The organism is Brevibacterium sp. LE-L (genome assembly GCF_050214925.1).
Classification (GTDB): Bacteria; Actinomycetota; Actinomycetes; order Actinomycetales; family Brevibacteriaceae; genus Brevibacterium.
In genome coordinates, this window is sequence record NZ_CP189759.1 from 403,507 (window position 1) to 423,233 (window position 19,727).

Consider the following 19,727-nt stretch of genomic DNA (forward strand, 5'->3'; position numbering starts at 1 on the left):
CACGAACCTTTCTCACAAACAGGCATATGACGGAGGTGGCTGCCGGTGATAGCCATGACAGGTGCCTTCTTCGGCGCGTCTGTCATCGCCTACCCCCTGGTTCGTCTCCTCGGCCGCAACGCCTTCTTCTACCTCGCGCTCGTCCCCTTCGCCGGACTGGTGCTGAGCCTCTCGAAAGTTCACGACCTCTTCGGCCCCGGCGCCCATCCGCTCGTCGAAAGCATGAACTGGCTCCCGGAGCTCGGGCTCGAAGGTGTGTTCCGCCTCGACGTGCTCTCATGGATCATGACGCTGCTCGTCACCGGAGTCGGGGCGCTCGTCTTCGTCTACTGCGCCCGCTACTTCCCGCCCGACGAACCCGGACTGGCCCGGTTCGCCGGCATCTTCATGGCCTTCGCAGGCATGATGTACGGACTCGTCATCGCCGACGACCTCCTCATGCTCTACCTGTTCTGGGAAGGCACCACGGTCTTCTCCTACCTGCTCATCGGACACAGCCAGTCCCGGCGCCGCTCGCGTCAGGCGGCCCTGCAGGCGCTCATCGTCACCACCGCCGGCGGTCTGGCCATGCTCGTGGGCATGGTCCTGCTCATCACCGCCACCGGCACCGGCCGGATCTCGACCCTGATCGACCGGGCACAGCTGGGCATGGACACCGGCGGAGTCATCATCTCCGCGATCATCCTCATCCTCATCGGCGCGATCTCGAAGTCCGCGCTCATGCCCTTCCACTTCTGGCTGCCCGGCGCCATGGCCGCCCCCACCCCGGTCAGTGCGTACCTGCACGCTGCGGCCATGGTCAAGGCCGGCATCTACCTCGTGCTGCGCCTGGCCCCCGGCTACAACAACATCCCCGGCTGGTCCGAAGTGCTGCTCACCCTGGGCCTGCTGACGATGTTCATCGGCGGCTGGCAGGCGCTGAAGCAGACCGACCTCAAACTGCTGCTGGCCTTCGGCACGGTCTCCCAGCTGGGCTTCCTCACGACGATGGCCTCCTTCGGCACTCCGGACATCACGAAGGCGGCACTCGGGCTGCTCATCGCCCACGCCCTGTTCAAGTCCTGCCTGTTCCTGTGCGTCGGCATCATCGACCACCGTGCCGGCACCCGTGACCTCACGAAGCTCTCCGGCGGCTGGAAGGCATTCCCCGTCGTCGCCGTGTGCGCGACGATCGCCGCCGCCTCGATGGCGGGACTGCCCCCGCTGCTCGGCTTCGCCGCCAAGGAAGCCGCCTACTCGACCCTCCTGTCCTCACCGGACAAGGCCTCGGTCATCGGCTTCATCGGCATCATGATCGGCTCGATCCTCACCGTCGCCTATTCCGCCCGCTTCGTCTGGGGCGCGTTCTCCTCGAAGCCCGGCGTCGACGACATCGCCCGCCGCGATGAGAAGCTCGGCCTCGTCTTCTCCCCGATCATCCTCACCGCGCTCACCTTGGCGCTGGGCCCGGGCGCCGGGCTCCTCGACGGATACTTCTCCGCCTGGACCGCCGAGCTGCCGATCGTGGCCGCCGAGGACGGGCACTACCACCTGGCGCTGTGGCACGGCTTCGAACCGGCGCTCGCCTTCACCGCCGTGACGGTCGCCGTCGGCGCGGCCCTGTTCTTCCTCCGCCACCCGTTCGCGAGAGTGCAGTCGACTCTGCCCTCGGGCATCGATTTCCACGAGCTCTACCGGCGGCTCATCAGCTGGATGGAAGCACTGGCGCTGTGGGTCACCGCCCGCACGCAACGCGGTTCGCTGCCGTTCTACCAGGGTGTGGTCTACCTCGTCCTCGTCGCCGGAGTGGGCCTGGCCATCATCGCCAACGACACCTGGAACATCGACTTCCGCCTCTCCGACACCCCTCTCGACTTCATCGTCGCCACCGTCCTCATCGTCGTCGCGATCGGTGCCACCCGGGCGAAGAAGCGCTTCACGGCCGTCGTCGTCACCGGCATCTCCGGCTATGCGATGGTCGCGTACTTCGCGTTCGTCGGCGCCCCCGACCTGGCCCTGACCCAGGTGCTGGTGGAGACCATCACGATCGTCGTCTTCGTCCTCGTCCTCCGCCGTCTGCCGGCCCGGATCGGCGAATCCACGGGGCGTCTCACTCCCGCCTGGCGGGCGATCATCGGCGGTGCCGTGGGCATCACGGTGATGCTCGTGGTCCTCATCGCCGCCGGGGTGCGCGTGGCCGACCCGGTCTCGACGGACTTCGGTCAGCTCGCCTACGAACTCGGCCACGGCCAGAACATCGTCAACGTCACCCTCGTCGACATCCGCGCCTGGGACACGATGGGTGAGATCTCCGTGCTCGTGGCGGCGGGAACCGGTGTCGCCGGACTCATCTTCGTCCGCGGCCGCGAAGGCCACCTGCACCGGTTCGAGAGGAAGAAGGACGGCACCGAGGCGGCCGGCCGGATCCGCTTCCAACCCGTGTCCGAGGACGTCGTCGACCTCCACCATCCCGGGCGGGAGGACCTGTCCCAGAAACGCGTGTCCTGGCTCATCGCCGGCCGCACCCTGGCTCCGCGCAACCGCTCGATCATTCTCGAGGTCACCGCGCGTCTGATCTTCCACGCCGTCTTCGTCTTCTCCGTCTACCTCCTCTTCGCCGGCCATAACGAACCCGGCGGCGGTTTCGCCGGCGGCCTCGTCGCCGGTCTCGCTCTCGTCGTGCGCTACCTCGCCGGAGGCAAGTACGAACTCGCCGAGGCGGCCCCCTTCACTCCCTCGGGAATGCTCGGCACCGGTCTCGTCACCGCGATCCTCACCGTCGTCGGCGGTTGGGTGTGGGGCGATACCGTCTTCGACTCCATCTACCTCGAAGGCGATCTGCCGTTGCTGGGTCATCTGTCCTTCGGCACGTCGACGTTCTTCGACATCGGCGTCTACCTCATCGTCATCGGCCTCATGCTCGACATCCTCCGCTCGCTCGGAGCCGAGGTCGACCTGCACCAGGAACGTGACGAAGCGATGCTCACCCACCGCATCCACGACAACGTCAACTTCTCCGAGAACATGGGGTCGACCGCCGAACATCGCGCCGTGTCCGAGATCATCCACCGGGTCAATGAGCTCGACGTCGACAACGGTGCGGAAGGAGGCCGCCTATGAGCATGCCCTTCATCATGGTCCTGGCCATGGGCGTCCTCTTCGCCTCCGGCATCTACCTCATGCTCGAACGCTCCCTGACCCGCGTCCTGCTCGGTTTCATCCTGCTCGGCAACGGGGTCAACCTGCTCATCATCCTCACGGCCGGACGCGGTTCGCCGCCCCTGACCGACGGAAAGGACCTGTCGACCGAGGGCATGTCCGATCCGCTGCCGCAGGCGCTCATCCTCACCGCCATCGTCATCACCTTCGCCGTGACCGCATTCCTGCTGGCGATGATCTACCGCTCCTGGAGGCTCATGCGTGCCGATTCGCTGCAGGACGACGACACCGACCTCCAGGTCGCGATCACGAAGGTCATCGACTCCGAAGCGGAGGCGAGCACGGACTACGACGACACCGAGTTCGGTGACGAGGCCGAGTCCCCGATCGTCGGCGCTGTCGACCTCGACGACGACGGCACTCCCGAAGAGCGGGAGGAGATCGCCGAGGAGATCGAGGACGCCGAGACCCCGACTGAAGCCGATGACATCGCCGAGGCGGTCGTGGAGTCCCAGACGCAAGCGCACAGCGCCGCTGAAGCGGAGGCCGCAGAAGCGGCCCGAGAAGAGACAGCGCCGGATGACGAGTCCGGGAACACGGAGCCGGATGACGAGCACGGGAAGGGGGACCGGCCATGATCGATCTGCTGCCCGTCCTCGTCCCGCTGCCGGTGCTGCTGCCGCTGCTCGGCGCCGGCATCGCCCTCATCCTGTCCAAGCACACACGGATGCAGAACCTCGTGTCGGTCGCGATCCTCGTGGCCGTCATGGTCATCGCCACGATCATCCTCTTCGGCGTCGACATGCACGGTCCGCAGGTCGTGGCGATCGGCGGTTGGCAGCCGCCGGCGGGCATCGTGCTCGTGGCCGACCGGCTCTCCGCTCTCATGCTCATCGTGTCCTCGCTGGTCACTCTGTGCGTGCTCGTGTACGCGCTGAGCCAGGACGCCAACGACGATTCGAACGAGACTCCGATCTCCGTGTTCAACCCCAGCTACCTGGTGCTGTGCGCGGGCATTGCGAACTCGTTCCTCGCCGGGGACCTGTTCAACCTCTACGTCGGCTTCGAGATGTTCCTCGTCGCCTCCTATGTGCTGCTCACCCTCGGAGCCACGGCCGAGCGCATCCGGGCCGGAGTCACCTATGTGATCATCTCGCTCGTCTCCTCGGTGATCTTCCTCGCCGCGATCGGCATCATCTACGCAGCGTGCGGAACCGTGAACATGGCGCAGCTGTCGCAGAGGCTCTCCGAGCTGCCTGCCGATGTGCAGATGATCCTCCACGTGATGCTGCTGCTCGGCTTCGGCATCAAGGCCGCGATCTTCCCGCTGTCCTTCTGGCTGCCCGACTCCTACCCGACCGCTCCGGCCCCGGTGACCGCGGTGTTCGCGGGTCTGCTGACGAAGGTCGGCATCTATGCGATCATCCGCACGGAGACCCTGCTCTTCGCCGAATCCTCGCTGCGGGTGCCGCTGCTCATCGCGGCGGGGCTGACGATGCTCGTGGGCATCCTCGGCGCCATCGCGCAGTCGGAGATCAAGAGGATCGTGTCCTTCACCTTGGTCTCCCACATCGGCTACATGCTCTTCGGCGTGGCCCTGGGTACCAGTGTCGGCCTGTCCGCGGCGATCTACTACACGGTCCACCACATCATCGTCCAGACCGCGCTGTTCCTGGCGATCGGGCTCGTGGAAATGCGCGGCGGGTCCACCTCGACGCGGTCCCTGGGTGGTCTCATGGTGCTCTCGCCGGTGCTGACGATCATCTTCTTCATTCCCGCGCTCAATCTCTCGGGCATTCCTCCGTTCTCCGGATTCATCGGCAAGGTCGCCCTGTTCCTCGCCGGTTTCGACGATCAGGCGTGGCTGCCCACCGTCCTCATCGTCGCGGGCACCGTGACGAGCCTGCTCACGCTCTACGTCATCGGCCGTACCTTCAACCTCGCGTTCTGGCGTGATCCGGCCGATGTGGAAGAGCCCAACGAGGACCTCGTCGAGGAATTCGCCGACCGGAAGAAGACGCTGCTGGCGGGGAAGAAGTGGCAGTCTCAGATCGGCGTGCCCCCTGCTATGGTGGTGGCCACCTCGGTGGTCGTCATCGCCTCCCTCATCCTCACGGTCGCGGCCGAACCCCTGTGGGACATGGCGAACCGCGCCGCCGAGAATCTGCAGACGCCGATCGACTATGTCACGAACGTGCTCGGAGGTGACGACTGATGAGTCCGAACCGGGCACGGATGAGCCGGGGCCGCGGAATCGTCCAGCAGTTCGTGCTGCTCGTCTCGCTGGTCCTGCTGTGGCTGATGCTGTGGGATTCGATCACCGTACTCACCGTGGTCTCCGGGATCGTCCTCGCCTTCCTCGTCACCCGTATCTTCTACCTCCCGCCCGTCGTGCTCTCCGGTCGGTTCAACGTCTGGCACGGCGCGGTGTTCGCCCTGTGGTTCCTCTACTCGGTCCTCCACGCCTCGATCGAGGTCGCCTGGTATGCGTTCCGTCGCCGCGCCGTCGGCGCCGGTTCGGTCATCGCCTGCGATCTGCGCACGAGCTCCGATCTCGTGCTCACCCTCATCGCCGACACCGCCAGCCTCATCCCGGGATCGATCATCATCGACAGTGATCGCGCGATGGGCATCCTCTACCTGCACTTCCTCGACTGCGATTCCGAGGAGAAGCTGCATCAGGCGAAGGCGCAGGTCTACCACATCGAGGAGCTGCTCATCCGCACCCTCGGTTCGGCCCGCGACCTCGGGGCGCTGCGTGCCCGCCCGGATCCGCTGGGCGAAGTCGAGGGAGGACGCGCATGAGTCAGATCGTCTTCGACCTCCTCGTCATCGCCGGGTCGGTGCTGTTGGCCGCCTCGGTGTTCATCGCGCTCTACCGGATCGTCCGCGGCCCCTCGATCCTCGACCGGATGATCGGCACCGATGTCGTGCTCGCCTCGATCATGTGCGGACTCGGCGGGTACATGGCCCTGGCCGACCGCACGGATCTGCTGCCCGTTCTCATCGTGCTCGCGATGCTCGGCTTCGTCGGCTCCGTGAGCGTGTCGCGATACGTATCGAAATCCGATTCGATGACGCCCGGCTCCGAGTCGGGAGCGCTGTCGGACTTCTCGGCATCGGATTGGCACATGTCCCAAGATGCCCAGGACGACGATTCCGCCGAGGCTGCTGCCCGGAGAGCAGCGCCAGGGCCCGGTTCGGTCCCGGTCTCCGATGAGGTCACCGAGATCTCGGACCCGACTTTCGACGCACACGCTGATGCCGGCGGGGAAGGTGAGGGCACCGGACCCGATCCCGGACCCGACGACGCCGAGCATATGTTCACCGGCCGCGGTGATTCTGCCCCTGGCCGAGACGATTCCGCCCCTGGCCGCAATGATTCTGCCCCCGGCCGCGGCGAAGGGAGCACCCATGGTTCTTGACATCATCTCGGCCGTGCTCATCCTCCTCGGCGCTGTGCTGTCCCTGGCTGCGGCGCTCGGTCTCGTGCGGTTCGGGGATCTCCTCTCACGCATGCACGCGAGTGCGAAGCCCCAGGTCCTGGGGCTGATGCTCGTGGCCGTGGCGGTCGCCATCCAGTTCCCGACCTGGGCGACGGTGACGACGCTGGCGATCGTCATCTCCTTCCAGCTCGTGACGATCCCCGTCGCCACCCATATGGTCGGCCGCGCCGGCTATCGCACCAAACACCTGCGTCGTTCTATGCTGTATCGAGATGAACTCGCCGAGGCGGTCGACCGTGCCGAGGCCCGAGAAGTTGCCTGGGAACGCCAGAGAGGAACCGGAACTGAGCACCATGACGGCTGACAATCACACCGAGCCCCAACCACTCGTCTTGGTTGCCGACGACGAGCCGGATGTGCTCGGTGCGGTGGTGCCCTTCCTCGAGCGTTCCGGATTCCGGGTCCTGCCGGCCAGTGACGGCCTGCTGGCACTCGACGAGATCCACCGCCACAAACCCGATGTCTGCGTGCTCGACGTGCTCATGCCCGGAGCCGATGGCCGGCAGGTGCTCCGACGCCTGCGGCAGGAGGAGAACTGGGTCCCGGTGCTGCTGCTGACGCAGGTCGGTGAGGGTGTGGAACGGGCGATGGCGCTGGAAGAGGGCGCCGACGACTACCTCAACAAACCCTTCGATCCACACGAACTCGTCGCCCGCATCCGGGCGGTGCTGCGCCGGACCCGCAATGACGGGCCGCCCTTGGCCACCGCACCGGTACTCGTCTCGAGCTTCGGCCTGCGCGTGGACCGGGTGGGTCGGCGTGCCTGGCTGGGACAGCGCGAACTCGTCATCACCCCGAAGGGCTTCACCCTGCTCGAATACCTCATGGTGCACAAGGACGAACTCATCGAACGCTCCCGCCTGCTCGAGGTGCTGTGGGGATTCGAAGAGGCCGTGGGCACCCGTGCCGTCGATTCGCGCGTTGCCGAACTGCGACGCGTCCTCGGCGAAGACGCTGCCGAACCGCGGTGGATCGCGACCGTCCAGGGGCGCGGATACCGCTTCGTCGGTGAGGTCCGCGGTGAGGACGGGCAGAGGCGTCTATGACGAACTTCCTCGTCGTCGAGATCCAGGTCTGGCTGTTCCTGCTCCTGCTCGTCCTCGTGCTCGCGGGGCTGGCTGTCGGCGCCTGGTTCGGATGGCGGTATCTCAAGAGGCGCGAGGCGCAGCTGCGGGAATCCATCGAGACGGCCGCGGCAGAGGACTCGATGACCAAGCGCAACCGCATGCTCATCCGCCTCGACCATGAGCTGAAGAACCCTTTGACCGCGCTGCGCACATCCGCGGCGAGCATCCGCGAAGTCGTCCGCGACGGAGGCACCCTCACCGAGGTCGAGCCCGCCGCCAAACAGGTCGACGTGTCCTCCCGTAGGGTCGCCCGACTGCTCGCTGACCTGCGCAAACTCGCCGATGTCGAAACGCGCATCATCGAATATGCCCGCGTCGACCTCGACGCGCTCATCCATCAGGCGGTCGAGGACGCCTCGACCGCGCCCGGCGCCGAGGATCGGATGATCGTGGCCACGGTCGCCCGTGCTCCGTGGCGGCTGCCCGATGTCGCCGGGGAGGAGGATCTGCTGCTCACCGCGATCCTCAACCTGTTGGGCAATGCGCTCAAATACTCTTCGCAGGCCGAGGTCGTCGAGCTGCGCGCGAACGAGCAGATCATCGATGGACACCGGTGGGTCGTCGTCGAGGTCGCCGACACCGGCAGCGGCATTCCGCTGGCCGAACAGGAAGCCGTCTGGGACGAACTCTCCCGCGGTTCCCGGGTGCGGGCGGTCGCCGGTTCGGGGATGGGACTCTCGCTTGTCCGGGCCATCGTCACCCGGCACGGCGGTTCCGTGCAGCTGTTCAGCCAGGAGGGTGTGGGCACCTCGGTGCGCATCGTCCTGCCGGTGCTCGCCGATGCCGCGCCCGTCACGGTTCCGCAGATGTCGGAGCATATGGATCGGGTCGCCGCCGGTTCGCACCCGGTGCAGCCGATGCAGCAGGCGGATTCGCGGCGGTCTCCCGGGTTCCTTCCCCCGAGACAGCCGAACGAGGCCGAACTGCAGGGCCGGATCCTCGGCACCCCGCGGCGGACTTCGAAGCGTCGCCTCGAACGGGTCGACGGAGCTTTGGTCAACCGCACGACCGGAGAGTCCGTCTCCGGTGGATTCCCACCCGATTCCGGGCAGCATTCCCAGTTCAAGCCGCCGCGGTCAGGGCCGGGCGCACAGAATCTTCCTGAGGGCGGACCGCCCGTCGGCAGCCAGCCGGGCCAGCAGCACGGGGGCCAGCCGGACAGCGGACCCCAGAATTTCGGCCAGCCGAATTCCGGGCCGCACGGGTACCAGCAGCCGAACGGCGGGCCCCAGAATTTCGGGCAGTCGAACTCCGGACCGCACGGGTATCAGCAGCCGGACAGCGGGCCCCAGAATTTCGGACAGTCGAGCAGCGGGCAGCAGGCAAACAGTGGCCCCCAGCAACCGAACAGTGGACCCCACTGGCCCCAGCAGCCGAACAGCGGACCGCAGCCGCCGTACCGCCGAGACAACGGTGAGCAGCCGTGAGCTCGGTGTCACCGCTGCGCCTCGCGGCAGCCGGGACGCTCGCGCTGACCGTTCTCCTCAGCGGCTGCTCGGTCCTGCAGATCCGCACCGAGGACAAGGATGCCGGCCCCGTGCGCGTGGGCGTGCAGAAGACACCGGGCCCCGAACCCACGGACAAGCCCACCGATGCGGGCATCCCCGAGGGGATGTCGAAGAAGACGATCTCGCTCGGCGATTCCTGTCCTGTGACCATCTCCTTCGCTCTCGGCGACGACTGGACGGGCGGCGCCGGAGACACCGACAAGTTCCGGGTGTTCCATCGCGGTTCCGACAGTCGGGATTCCGACGTCATCCTCATCAACTGCTCCGAGGACTTCGGCGGCAGCGCGCAGGCGATCATCGATTCGAAGCGCAAATACACCTTCGACGGCAAGGGCTCCCAGGTTCTGTCGGAGACGACCGGTTCCCTCAACGCCGGCGAGTATTGGAGCTTCCAAGGCGAGCTGGGGTCGTCTGAGATCCTCGCGATCAACAGCCAGCCCACACTCATGTACGGGGTGCAGACGGGATACACGATCAACGGCAGACTGGTGAATCTCTCCATCGAGATGCGCGCTGTGAAGGAACACGCGAAGGCGGACGAGGACTTCAAGAAGATGCTGCCGACGGTGACGATCGGCGGGCAGAAGGTCCCGGCTCCGACCTTCCGCTAGAGGCGGTCGCGCTCAAGCGATTCTCCCTTCAGCGCCCCCTTGTCCGAGTTGCGAACTAGGATGAGGCCATGACGACCCACGACGCAGTGACCCGACTCCTCGACGCCCGCCGCCTGCAAGGCCTCCTGACGAATCAGAGCGGCCGCGTCATCGCCCAGTACTCGTTCCTCAACTCCGAGGGCAGCTCCTCCCTCAGCCACCTCGCCGATATCAGCGGCGAAGTGCCCCGCCGCATCACTCGCGGAGACCAGTCCATCGGCCCGGCCGCTCTGAGCGATAACGGGACGATCGTCTTCGCCGCCAAACGCAAGGGCGAGGACGGCAAGGACGCCGAGAGCCCGAGCCTGTGGGCGCTTCCCGACAACGGAGAAGCCCGCAAACTCGCCGACCATGAGGGCGGGTTCACCCGGATCGAGATCAAGGGGGAGACCCTCATCGTCGAGTTCCCCGTCCACACCTGGGCCGCCGATGAGAACGACCATCAGGAATTCAGTGCCGAGCGCAGCGATGCCAAGATCAGCGGCATCCTCCACACGGGGTTCCCGATCCGCCGGTGGAATCAGGATCTGGGACCGGGCCGGCAGACCCTGGCGGTAGCAAAACTCGACGAGGCTGCCGCCGACTTCCCCGAGGTCGCCGATGAGCTCAGCGCCCCGGCCGGCCTGGACTTCCGCTATCTGTCGCTGCCGTCCGGCCGCCTCATCGACTGGGCCGTCGACGACGAAGCCCGGTTCGTCCTCGTCCAGCTCGAGAGGCCGATCCCCGGCCAGCTCGAAGCCAGTGAGATCTGGCGCGTCGACCTGGAGGGTGAGCCCGCGCTGCATCGGCTGACGAAGCCGGCCGCCGATCACTGCTTCGGCATCGAAGCCATCAGCCCGGACGGGACGAAGGCCCTGGTCAGCCGCGAGCAGTTCTGGACTCCGCAGGCCAACCTCGCCGTCGACCTCATGGTCCTCGACCTCGAGACGGCCGAACTCGCTCCCGTGTGGCCGGACGCCGATTACTGGTTCTCACCGATCTGGGTCGACGACTCGACGATCGCGGCGGCCGCCGACGATCACGGTCGCGGCAGCGTCTTCATCGGCGATCCGGCCGATGCGCAGCCTCGGCGCCTCGTCGGCGGTGTCGAGCAGAAGTATTCGTTCTCCGGCCTCGCACTGCGCGGGGACACGGTGGTCGCGACCGCCTCGGCGATCGATGTCGCGCCCATGCCGATCTCGATCGATCTCGCTACCGGGGTCATCAGCGAACTCGCGAACCCGGCGACGGCGCTCGGCGAGGAGGGCACCCTCACCGAGGTGGAAGCCACGGCCGAGGACGGCACCCCGATCCGCGCGTGGCTGGTTCTGCCGGAGGGCGAGGGGCCGCACCCGCTCGTCGTGTTCGCCCACGGCGGCCCGTGGGGGTCGTGGAACGCATGGACATACCGGTGGAACCCTGCGCCCTTCGCCGCTGCCGGCTATGCGGTGCTGCTGCCGGATCCGGCGATCTCGACCGGGTACGGTCAGGCGATGATCGATCGCGGTCAGCAGCAGCTGGGTGGGACCCCGTTCACCGACATCATGACGCTCACCGAGACGGCCGGGGCGCGGGCGGACATCGACGCCGAACATGTCGCGTTGGCCGGAGGTTCCTACGGCGGCTACATGGCCAACTGGGTCGCCGGACACACGGGAAGCACGTTCAAGTGCATCGTCACCCATGCCTCCCTGTGGAACACCACGTCGATGGGGCGGACGACGGACAACTCCTCGTGGGATGAGGCGATGCGCGAACAGTCGGCGGAATACTCCCCGCATCTCTTCGCCGATCAGATCGAAGTGCCCATGCTCGTCATCCACGGCGACAAGGACTACCGGGTGCCGATCGGGCAGGGACAGGAGCTGTGGCTCGACCTGCTCACGCAGTCGAAGACTCCGCTCAACGCCGACGGCGACACACAGCACCGATTCCTGTACTACCCGGATGAGGGGCACTGGATCCTCGGCCGCGGCAATGCCGAGGTCTGGTACCGCACGGTGCTGGCATTCCTCGACACGCATGTGCTCGGCATCGACGCGAACCGGGTCCGCACCCTGGGGTGAGCGAGAGCAGAGCGATGGAAGGACCTCGATGACACAGACCGAGCAGATCCCCGCCGAGGCGGTCATCCACAATGCGTGCATCCTCGACGGCGATCGGGCGACGTTCGCCGAGGAGACCGCGGACACGTGGATCGCGATCGCGCAGGGATCGGTCACCGCACGGGGCCGCGGGGACGGCTGGAAGAACAGGGCCGCCTCGGCCAGCGGTGACGTCATCGACGCGGCCGGCGGATTCGTGGCTCCCGCGTTCGTCGATATCCACTGCCACGGTGCGGGCGGAGCGAGCGCCGAGGACGGAGCAGGCGCTGAGGACGGAGCCGACGCGATCGACGCGATCCTCGACGTGCATCGTGATCACGGCACCGGCAGGCTCGCCCTGTCATTCGTCTCGGACACGATCGACGGGCTGTGCCGCTCTCTGCGCGCCGGGGCGGGGATCGTCCGCGATCGGGCCATGGTCACGGGCCTGCATGCCGAAGGTCCTTTCCTGTCCCCGGATTTCAAGGGTGCGCATGCACCCGAGGTGCTCACGTCGCCGACTCCTGAGGCGGTCGAGGCGCTCCTTGAGGCGGCCGCTGGAACGCTTGCGCAGGTCACCATCGCCCCCGAGCTGCCCGGTGCCCTCGACGCGATCAACCGGTTCACCGCGGCCGGGGTGCGTGTGGCCATCGGGCACACGGCCGCCGACTTCGAACTGGCCGCTGCGGCGTTCGACGCCGGGGCGAGCATCCTCACCCACGCGTTCAATGCGATGCCGGGCATCCACCACCGTGCTCCGGGGCCGGTTCTTGCCGCGGCCGAGGCCGAGCATGTCACCGTCGAACTCATCAATGACGGCGTCCACGTCGTGGCTCCGGTCGCACGCATGCTCCACGAGCTCGTGCCCGGGCGCCTCGCGCTCATCACCGATGCCATGGCGGCAACCGGTCTGCGCGATGGAAATTATCACCTCGGTTCGCTCCCCGTCGAGGTCAAGGATTCGGTAGCTCGCCTGGTCACTTCGGACGGCTCTCCCGGTGCCATCGCAGGGTCCACGTTGACGATGGACAAGGCCGTGCAGCGGGCCGTCGCCGAGGTGGGTCTCAGTCCGTTCGACGCTGTGCAGGCCGCGAGCCTCGTTCCTCTGCGAGCAGTGGGCGGTGCCGATGCAATCAACCTGCTGGCGATCGGGATGCCGGCAGACCTTCTGCTGCTCGATGACGACATGAGCATCCGAGGCTCGCGGATGGTCGGTTGAACTCGGCTGAGCCCTGATGGCTGCTGGATGCGATCGTCCTCGCACAGCTGCTGGACCAAACCGATCTCGGACGGCGGCTGGGCGAGACCATGCCGGGAACACGGCCGTACTCGGCTCTGCCCGGAAAATGGGCACAGTCGTCTCCTGCAAGCTGGGGGAGCTATTCGTCGAACAGAGAGTCGACGATGTCGTCTGCGATGAAGCGGGCGTGGAGGATCGGCGTGCGAGAGGGGTCTTTTGCGGCGGGCGGAATGTACGCCGGCCGTCCGTCGAGGAGCATCAAGGTGTCCCAATCGGAGCGATCGAGCAGGTGGTGGTGATAGCTGCAGAGCAGTGCGAGATTGTTGACCTTGGTCTTGCCGCCGCGTGCCCAGGGCACCACATGGTTGGCGTCGCACCAACCGGGAGGGGCGTCACAGCCTGGGAAGGTACACCCTCGATCGCGAGCGGTGATCACTGACAGCTGTTTCCGATTGGCGAAGCGCTGCTCGGTTGCCACCTGCATGGTCTTGGCCTTGTCGCTCATGAGATGGAAGAACACCGAGCCGTTGAGGCCGTCAGCCATGAGTTCTTTGATTGGCACGGGGTTGTCAGCGCCTGTGGTGCCGTGCCCCTTGCCGCTGGCCAGATCCTCCGCCTTGGCGGTGACGACGAGGGCATACGGCGCTCCCGCGGTCGTACGCTGCTTGTCGATCGTAGAGACCAAACCGGCGAATCGTTCATAGATCCATTCCCGTGCTGAGGGCTGCTCCGCACTGACGTCGACGATCTCGCCGTTCTCGCGGACACCGACGCCTGGGGTATCGGACGGATTTCCGGCCGAGCGAACTGCAGCGAGGTTGGGCTCCGGTACGCGCTTGGCGTCATACCGTTCGCCGGAGAGCACCGCGTCGACGATCTCGAGCAGCTCTTCATCGGGAAGCGGAGCAGCTGTTCCCTCGGGTTCGAAGTCTTCGGTGTCGGATGCCAGATGCCCATCGGCAGCACACGAAGCACCTGCGATACCGGCCTCCGAGTCAGCCCCGTCAGTGTCAGGAGCATCGATGGCAGCCTTGTCGCCTTCACCGGCGGACTGAATCCGAGAGGTCAGCAGTCCGTTGAGGGTGCCGCCGGTGACGGGATCGAGCAGTCCCCGCACCTCCCAGTCGCCATTGGCCTTGGCGCGCATCGACATGCAGTACGCAGCGCGGTCAGTCGAGTCTTTCGGTTCCTCGCCGTCCGGGTCGATGTATCCCATGAGCTTGCCGAAGATCTCCCGCAGGTCCTTGAGGCGGACCTTGGGCGCGTTGCGGACCAGGCGCGACTCGACATCGGTGCGGATCTCTTGGCTGACCCAGTTAGGCAGCTTCCGCATGCAGTCTTCGATGACGGATGCCTGGGCGGCGGAGATGGTGCCGGCATGGAGCGCATCCGCGACGAGAGGGTAGAGCGGCGGCAGTGCCTGTCCGGCCATGTCGACGCGTCCGCCGAGGTTCTTGGCCATCTCGGTCCGGCGATTGGCCTCTGCGCCGGTGAGGTTGAACCGATTCTCGATGAGCGATTTCGTCGATTTGGCGCCGAAGTCACTGGGGGTGCCGACACGTTCGCAGACGGAAAGCGCAAGCGTCGACAGCGCTTCATTGATGCGTGTGATCGCCTCGACTCCGTCGGCGAGCATGATGGCCTGATCCGGTCCCATGGGGCGATCGAAGGTGCGCAGCTCATCCTTGAGGCTCATCAGCTGGGTGATGGCGGAGGTGACTTCCGGAGCGAAGCGACTGAGATCTGCCCACTCTTCGTCGGCCAGCAGGGGGTGACCGCTGGTCTGAGGGGCGTTGTCGGCATTCCGATCGGAATGATCGGAGTTGCGTTCGGGAGTGAGGGTCATGGGGATGATTTCCGTTCACCAACATCGTTGTTGTTGAAGTCCAGTTTACTCTCATCGCTCAGAGAACGCCATAGAGAATCGAAAAATATTTCGAACAATCTTCTGATGTTCGCAGATGTTCGGCGATAACAACAGGCTCGGTTGGTTTCAGGTATTTGGGTCTGCTGTCAGTGGTGATCGGCACGGCCAGCGCCCCATGAGCCGCCGACCCGCCGCCGCAAGCCCTGCCGCCACGTCCCGGCTCCCGCAGTCGCGAACTCGGCCGTCCGGTCCCGGCTTCGAATGCGTCACCCGGACGTGGCACGATTGGGGGTATGGATGCCCTGCTCCTCATCGACACCGACGACGCCAGCTATCCCAGTGATGACGCCATGGAGACCCTCGGCGACATCGTCACCCGCACGCGAGCCGTGGGCGGTGTACTCATCTTCGCCTCCACGAAGGAGGACCTCGCCGACACTCCGGACGAGGAGCTGAGCATCTTCGTCCCCAGCGAGGAGGATCTCGTGCTCCGCTCGAACGGTCCCGATGTCTTCGAATGCGTCGACGATCTCGCGGCCGGTCTGCACGATATGGCCATCGACCGGATCATCATCGCCGGCGCCGACGACACCGCGGAAGCTCCCAGCGCCAACGCCACCGCGGATGCTCTCGCCAACGCCGATACCGATGCCGATGCGGATGCTCCCGCCAACGCCGATACCGATGCCGATGCGGATGCTCCCGCCGATGCCGATGCTCCCGGTGCGGTGTACGCCTCGGCGATGGCCGCGCTCGTGTGCAACTTCGATGTCATCGTCCTCTCCGATTCCACCACCGATCCTCACGGCGAACTCGTCACCTGGACCGATGCCGCCGAGTCGGCCGGAGCCATGATCAAGAAGACCGCCGACACCTGGCTGCGGATGTAGCTTTCGTCGCGCCCATGTTCACGGGGCCGATGAAGCGCCATCCGAGGTCACAGCGCTGCGAAGAAGAGCCGTGGCGCCGATTCGGGGCTCCCTCCGCCCGCGCGTTTCTACTTTGAGTAGAATGTGTGAATGGGTTGGGAATTCCACCTTCGTCCAGACACCGATGGCACACGCATGTCGGTGCAGCGAGGCGAACTCGGGGCTGCATCAGAGGAGGAGCCATGACCGGATGGACGAAGTCCGTTCGCGCGCTCTTCGCTGCCCTCATCACGACCCTGCTGGCCCTGCTCATGCACCTCGGTGCCGGCGGCAGCGCCTCGCTCCTGGGCACCGGCGTCGTGTTCGTCCTGGTGCTCTGGGCGGCGATGATCCTCGCCGGCCGACGCCTCGGGTATCTCACTCTCACCGCTCTCCTCGGCCTCGGACAGGTGCTCATGCACCTGACGATGAGCTGGTCGGTGAACGCACACTCCGGAGCCCATGCGGGCGCACCTCCCGCCTCGGCGGGGGAGGGATCCGCCGGAGCCGCGATGAGTGCTCATGCGGGACACATCGTCCCTGCCCCGGGCACCCTCGACCTCGGATCGGCCGCCGCGGCCGCTTCTCATGCGCACGGCGGCACTTCGCCCGGGATGATCCTTGCCCACATCGCCGCGGTTCTCATCACCGCCGTGATCCTCAAACACGGTGAGGACATCGTCCTCACCATTCTGCAGCTGGCTCTGGGTCCGGTCGCCGGTGCACTGCGGGCCCTCGCCGAGGCGGCCGGCATTCTGGCCGACCATCCCTACCGGTCCGTGCTCGTTGCGTTCCGGCTGCCGCAGCCGATCGCTTCGGCCGTGGTCGGACCGAACTATCGCCGCGGCCCTCCTGCCCTCGTCTGACACCTCACTGCGACGGCGAAAACCGCCGTCACACCAACCCACCGAATGGTGGCAGTCGAAGACACCCGCGAACCAACACCGCTGCGAACCGGAACTGCCGCAACCCGGCACCGATGCGCCCCGATTCTGCCGCGGTTCGCCGCACCTGCACGACCAGCAGCGCACTCGATTGCACGAGCGGCCGCACACTCAATCGGACGTGCAGCCGCGAGCTCGAGCGCGTCAGCGGTGCCCCGATCGGACCGTGCACGCAGCGGCCCGTACGCGGCGGTATTCGACTGCACCGAAACACGAAAGTGCAGACATCATGCGAAAGAACATCACCCTGGCTATGGCCCTGCCCATCGCCGTCGTCATCGGCCTCTCCGGCTGCGGCCAGTCCGGCAGCCAGGCCGCCGATTCCTCGCAGCCTGAAGCGAGCGACTCGGCGTCGAACAGCCCCGCCTCCTCGCAGGTCGACGCCGATGCGCTCAGCCTCGACGACGCCTGGGTCAAGGCCGCTGAGGACGGAATGACCGCGGTCTTCGGCGAAGTCCGCAACAACACCGATCACGACATCAACCTCATCGAGGCGAAGTACCCGGACGCAAAGATGGTCGAACTCCACGAAACCTCTGAGGACGGCTCCGGCGGAATGTCGATGCAGGAGAAGGAAGGCGGCTTCGACATTCCGGCCGGGGAGAGCCTCAGCCTCGAACCCGGCGGCGATCACATCATGATCATGGGCTTGAAGAAGGCGATCCGACCCGGCGAGGAGATCACTCTCGACCTTGTCACCGCCGATCATCAGAGCATTGAGGTCACAGCAGTGGCGAAGGAGTACTCCGGGGCCGAGGAGAACTACGCCCCCGGGGAAGCCGAGGGCGCCGAATCCGGCGACGACCACGGCGATCATGGAGACCACGGCGACCACGGAGACCACGGCGACCACGGCGACCACGGAGACCACGAGGACTCCGATCATGGAGACCACGGTGACCACTGAGCAGTCTCCCTCCGGGTTCAGCCGCCGAGGTCTCATCACCTCGGCGGCCGCCGCCGGCAGTGCCGGTCTCCTCGGCGCAACCGCGGGATTCGGGCTCGGCCGGACCGGTCTTGGGTCGTCGGCGGCCGACGACAGCGGAGGATCGCCTCGGCGAGACCTGGACGGAGCGAACGGGGCACAGGTCGAACCGTTCTACGGCACTCACCAATCCGGCATCGAAACCCCGCCGCAGGCGTATGCGCATTTCCTTGCGTTCACGATGCGACCGGAGATCACCGCCGCCGAGGCGGTCCGCTGGCTGCGTCTGCTCACCGCGGATGCGGCCGCACTCACCCAGGGCACGGCCCCGCTGGCCGATTCCGAAGCCGAACTGGCTGCCGATCCGGCCCGTCTGACGGTGACCTTCGGGTTCGGTCCCGGGCTCGTCGCGCTGGCGGGCAAGGAGCACGTCCCGGACTGGCTGAAGCCCTTGGAGAAGTTCGGCATCGATCGCCTCGACCCGAATCGCTGCAAGGGTGACCTGCTCCTGCAGATCTGCGGCGACGACCCGCTGACCTTGGCCCATGCCCGGCGCATGCTGTTCAAGGATTCGCGATCGTTTGCAGAGGTGACGTGGCAGAGGGACGGGTTCCGTCGCGCCTACGGCAGCGCGGGGGAGGGGACGACGCAGCGCAACCTCTTCGGTCAGCTCGACGGCACGGCGAACCCCGGCCCGGGGTCCGAGGACTTCGCGCGGATCATCTGGGGTGCCGGAACCGATACGACCGAACCGGTGTTCTCGGCACGGGGAGAGCCTCCGGCCGACCTCGGCGCGCACCTGCCCGGATGGCTGCGTGGAGGCACGACGCTGGTGCTGCGCGACATCGCTATGAACCTCGACACGTGGGACAAGGCCGACCGTCCGGCTCGGGAGTTCTCGACGGGACGGACCTTGGACACCGGGGCCCCGCTGTCGGGAACCGACGAGTTCGACGTTCCGGACTTCGCCGCCGTCGACAAGCGTGGGCTGACGAAGATCTCGAAGGCCTCGCATGTGGCTCGGGCCCGTGACGGGCTGGGACCCGAAGTGCAGATCCACCGGCGCACGTTCAACTACGAAACCGGTGCCGGAGAGGATTCGGGGCTGCTGTTCGCGTCCTTCCAAGCCGACATCGAGCGTCAGTTCCTGCCGATCCAGCGCCGACTCGCCGAGGTGGATCTGCTCAACGAATGGACGACGCCGATCGGGTCGACGGTGTGGGCGATCCCGCCCGGAGCCGAGGAGGGAGGATACGTCGGGCAGTCGCTGTTCGAGGGGTGAAGCTCAGCCGGTGAGTGCGGTCCGCGTCAGAACAGCGGCTGCGGCAGCGCATCCTCGAATTCGAGCAGGCGACGTTTCGTGTCGAGTTCGTGCCCGGGCAGTCCGCCCGAATAGCCGCCGAGTCCGCTTCCCGCGACGACTCGGTGGCAGGGCACGATGATCGGGATCGGATTCAGTCCCATGATGCCGCCGACGGCACGCGCGGGGATTCCGGTCCCACTGGCCTCGGCGAGCTGCCCGTAGGTCACGGTGGCCCCCGCCGGCACGTCCTGGGCCAGTGTTGTGAGCACCGTGCGAGCGACGTCGGAGACCTCACCGAAGTCGACGGGCAGATCGAAATCGGTCCGACGGCCGTGAAAGTACGCACGCAGCTGGGCGACCGCCTCGGCGAGGAGTCGATCGTCGGGTTCGGGGGTGGGCACGGTCGCCTCGGTGCGGGTGAGCCACTCGAGACCGACGACAGACCGGCCGTCGCCGGTCACAGCGAGGGGACCGACGAAGGTGTCGATGATCGCCGAACTGTTCGTCATCTGGTGTCCTCCGGTCGGCCGAGTCTCTCAGACCACAGC

Annotated in this window: 17 protein-coding genes; 15 read left to right on the plus strand and 2 right to left on the minus strand. The window is 66.5% G+C overall.

Annotated elements, in window-relative coordinates:
* Positions 1-54: 54 nt before the first annotated feature.
* The 11 genes from ACQE2J_RS01780 (at position 55) to ACQE2J_RS01830 (ending at position 13,211) form a co-directional block, all read left to right on the plus strand.
* Positions 55-3,099 carry a Na+/H+ antiporter subunit A gene (locus tag ACQE2J_RS01780; RefSeq protein WP_426936956.1) on the plus strand — a complete coding sequence of 1,015 codons (3,045 nt, stop codon included), beginning with the start codon at positions 55-57 and terminating at the stop codon, positions 3,097-3,099.
* Entirely contained in the window at positions 3,096-3,776 is a 681-nt protein-coding gene (locus ACQE2J_RS01785) for a Na(+)/H(+) antiporter subunit C (protein ID WP_240690013.1), read from the plus strand. The genes ACQE2J_RS01780 and ACQE2J_RS01785 overlap by 4 nt, the downstream gene beginning before the upstream one ends.
* Positions 3,773-5,353 carry a Na+/H+ antiporter subunit D gene (locus tag ACQE2J_RS01790; RefSeq protein WP_426936957.1) on the plus strand — a complete coding sequence of 527 codons (1,581 nt, stop codon included), beginning with the start codon at positions 3,773-3,775 and terminating at the stop codon, positions 5,351-5,353. Before ACQE2J_RS01785 ends, ACQE2J_RS01790 begins: the two co-directional genes overlap by 4 nt.
* Complete coding sequence (locus ACQE2J_RS01795) at positions 5,353-5,943, plus strand: Na+/H+ antiporter subunit E (protein WP_135541629.1); 591 nt, start codon at positions 5,353-5,355, stop codon at positions 5,941-5,943. The genes ACQE2J_RS01790 and ACQE2J_RS01795 overlap by 1 nt, the downstream gene beginning before the upstream one ends.
* The gene (locus ACQE2J_RS01800; RefSeq protein WP_135541627.1) at positions 5,940-6,563 is read left to right on the plus strand and encodes a monovalent cation/H+ antiporter complex subunit F; all 624 of its coding nucleotides are present in this window, start codon (positions 5,940-5,942) and stop codon (positions 6,561-6,563) included. The genes ACQE2J_RS01795 and ACQE2J_RS01800 overlap by 4 nt, the downstream gene beginning before the upstream one ends.
* Positions 6,553-6,948, plus strand: coding sequence for a monovalent cation/H(+) antiporter subunit G (gene mnhG / locus ACQE2J_RS01805; protein ID WP_135541625.1), 396 nt, complete (start codon positions 6,553-6,555; stop codon positions 6,946-6,948). Before ACQE2J_RS01800 ends, mnhG begins: the two co-directional genes overlap by 11 nt.
* A complete protein-coding gene (locus ACQE2J_RS01810) occupies positions 6,938-7,690 on the plus strand; it encodes a response regulator transcription factor (protein ID WP_135541623.1) in 753 nt (250 codons plus the stop codon). The genes mnhG and ACQE2J_RS01810 overlap by 11 nt, the downstream gene beginning before the upstream one ends.
* Entirely contained in the window at positions 7,687-9,198 is a 1,512-nt protein-coding gene (locus ACQE2J_RS01815) for an ATP-binding protein (protein WP_426936958.1), read from the plus strand. Before ACQE2J_RS01810 ends, ACQE2J_RS01815 begins: the two co-directional genes overlap by 4 nt.
* On the plus strand, positions 9,195-9,890 hold the full coding sequence (locus tag ACQE2J_RS01820) for a hypothetical protein (RefSeq protein ID WP_425119044.1): 696 nt from the start codon (positions 9,195-9,197) through the stop codon (positions 9,888-9,890). Before ACQE2J_RS01815 ends, ACQE2J_RS01820 begins: the two co-directional genes overlap by 4 nt.
* A 68-nt stretch (positions 9,891-9,958) precedes the next feature.
* A complete protein-coding gene (locus tag ACQE2J_RS01825) occupies positions 9,959-11,974 on the plus strand; it encodes a S9 family peptidase (protein ID WP_426936959.1) in 2,016 nt (671 codons plus the stop codon).
* Between the two features lie 28 nt (positions 11,975-12,002).
* Positions 12,003-13,211, plus strand: a complete 1,209-nt coding sequence (locus ACQE2J_RS01830; RefSeq protein WP_426936960.1) for an N-acetylglucosamine-6-phosphate deacetylase — start codon at positions 12,003-12,005, stop codon at positions 13,209-13,211.
* Positions 13,212-13,371: 160 nt separating this feature from the next.
* Here the strand turns inward: ACQE2J_RS01830 and ACQE2J_RS01835 are convergent, their stop codons facing one another.
* Complete coding sequence (locus tag ACQE2J_RS01835; protein ID WP_426936961.1) at positions 13,372-15,078, minus strand: DUF222 domain-containing protein; 1,707 nt, start codon at positions 15,076-15,078, stop codon at positions 13,372-13,374.
* A gap of 314 nt (positions 15,079-15,392) precedes the next feature.
* Between ACQE2J_RS01835 and ACQE2J_RS01840 the strand changes: the two genes are divergently transcribed.
* From ACQE2J_RS01840 to ACQE2J_RS01855, 4 genes are all read left to right on the plus strand, one after another.
* Positions 15,393-15,989 carry a hypothetical protein gene (locus ACQE2J_RS01840; protein WP_426936962.1) on the plus strand — a complete coding sequence of 199 codons (597 nt, stop codon included), beginning with the start codon at positions 15,393-15,395 and terminating at the stop codon, positions 15,987-15,989.
* 221 nt (positions 15,990-16,210) lie between these two features.
* Positions 16,211-16,873, plus strand: coding sequence for a hypothetical protein (locus ACQE2J_RS01845; protein ID WP_135541611.1), 663 nt, complete (start codon positions 16,211-16,213; stop codon positions 16,871-16,873).
* A 307-nt stretch (positions 16,874-17,180) separates the two neighbouring features.
* Positions 17,181-17,858, plus strand: a complete 678-nt coding sequence (locus ACQE2J_RS01850) for a copper chaperone PCu(A)C (protein WP_135541609.1) — start codon at positions 17,181-17,183, stop codon at positions 17,856-17,858.
* Positions 17,836-19,158, plus strand: a complete 1,323-nt coding sequence (locus tag ACQE2J_RS01855; RefSeq protein WP_135541719.1) for a Dyp-type peroxidase — start codon at positions 17,836-17,838, stop codon at positions 19,156-19,158. Before ACQE2J_RS01850 ends, ACQE2J_RS01855 begins: the two co-directional genes overlap by 23 nt.
* Before the next feature lie 26 nt (positions 19,159-19,184).
* Here the strand turns inward: ACQE2J_RS01855 and ACQE2J_RS01860 are convergent, their stop codons facing one another.
* Complete coding sequence (locus ACQE2J_RS01860; protein ID WP_135541607.1) at positions 19,185-19,688, minus strand: methylated-DNA--[protein]-cysteine S-methyltransferase; 504 nt, start codon at positions 19,686-19,688, stop codon at positions 19,185-19,187.
* Positions 19,689-19,727 lie beyond the last annotated feature (39 nt).